General features: G+C 67.4%; 1 protein-coding gene. It reads left to right on the top strand.

What is annotated here, in order from left to right; all coding sequences use genetic code 11:
* Positions 1–102 precede the first annotated feature (102 nt).
* On the top strand, positions 103–1656 hold the full coding sequence (locus FV242_RS33785; RefSeq protein ID WP_147942013.1) for an ISL3 family transposase: 1554 nt from the start codon (positions 103–105) through the stop codon (positions 1654–1656).
* Positions 1657–1661 lie beyond the last annotated feature (5 nt).

A 1661-nucleotide genomic window follows, 5' to 3' on the forward strand; every position in this document is an offset into this window, starting at 1 on the left:
GTATTCATCCGGCGTGGGCCGCGGGGGTCCTATTTCGGGTCTGACTCACTTTCGGTGCAGGGGAGTTGATGGATCTCGGCTTCGGTCGTCGGAGATCCTGCCATGCCTCGCAGCCTGCATCCCAACTCGGTAATTCCGCGCGGACTCGTCATCGATCATGTCGAGATCGGCTCTGGCCTGACCATCACCGCCCGACCTGTCGCCACCCTGGCCCGGTGTCCAAGCTGCGATCGGCCTTCGTCTCGAATCCATAGCCGCTACACGCGTACCCTGTCCGATCTGCCTGTCGCCGGGAGACCCGTCGTCATCGATGTCAGCGTCCGCCGCTTCCGCTGCGTCGGGATAGACTGTCGGACCAGGATCTTCGCCGAGCGGCTCGGGCCGGATCTCGCCGCTACCTACGCCCGGCGTACGGCCCGGCTCGACTGCATCGTGCGTCATCTGGGCCTTGCCCTCGGCGGCAGGCCCGCTGCCTGCTTCGCGCGTCGTCTTATGGTCCCTGCCAGTCGGGATACGATGCTCCGAACCGTGCGCCGCCGTGCCGTCCGTCCGGTGGAGCGTCCGAGCGTGATCGGCATCGACGACTGGGCCTTCCGTCGGGGACAGCGCTACGGCACGCTGGTCTGCGACCTGGAACGGCGACGTGTCATCGCCCTGCTACCGGATCGAGAGAGTAGCACGGTCGAGACATGGCTCGCCGCTCACCCCGAGATCACCATCGTCGCCCGTGACCGCGGCGGTGGGTATGGGGAAGCGACAGCGCGGGCTCTACCCCATGCCCTTCAAGTCGCCGATCGCTGGCATCTGATGGAGAATGCCAGCGCTGCCTTCCTCGACGCCGTGCGCAAGTCGATGGCCGCCATCCGCATCGCGGTGGGAGCCGCGACGGTCGATCCCGAACGTCTGACCTGCGCCGAGCGCCTGCAGTACGACGGCTATCTTCGGAGGGAGGCGACGGGCGAGGCGATCCTGGCTCTGTCGCGACAGGGCATGCCGATCAAGAAGATTGCCCGGACGACCGGGCACAGTCGCAAGCTCGTGCGCGACGTGCTTCGCGGTCTGACCGGCGACGTCTTCCGCGCCCGCCAGAGCAGCCTGGATGCCCATCTGCCCCGGCTCGATGCCGAATGGGCGGCCGGCTGTCGCAACGGGGCTGAACTCTGGCGTCGGCTTCGCGCGAACGGGTTCACCGGCAGCTTGCGGGTGGTCGGGGAATGGGCGACGCGGAGGCGACGCAGTGAGCGGGCGCCGGAGGGCGCGCCCAGCAGGGTGCCGTCAGCGCGGATCCTCTCCCGGCTGATGACGACGGGGCGGGACAGCCTGACGAAGGCCGAAGCCGTCCTTGTGGCGACGATCGAGGGGGAGGTGCCGAGGCTCGACGAGGCAAGGGCCCTGTTGTCGCGCTTCCAAACCATGATCCGCGAACGGCGTCGATCCGATCTCGACACCTGGATCGAGGCTGCGGCCCGCAGCCTTCTGGCGTCCTTCGCCGGCGGCCTGCTCAAGGACAAGGCGGCTGTTGCTGCAGCTCTCACGCAACCATGGTCGAACGGCCAGACCGAAGGGCAGATTACCCGCCTGAAGCTCGTGAAGCGACAGATGTTCGGCCGCGCCAAACTCGACCTGCTCGAAGCTCGGCTGATCGGTACACCATGAGCCCC

The organism is Methylobacterium sp. WL64 (assembly GCF_008039945.1).
Classification (GTDB): domain Bacteria; phylum Pseudomonadota; class Alphaproteobacteria; order Rhizobiales; family Beijerinckiaceae; genus Methylobacterium.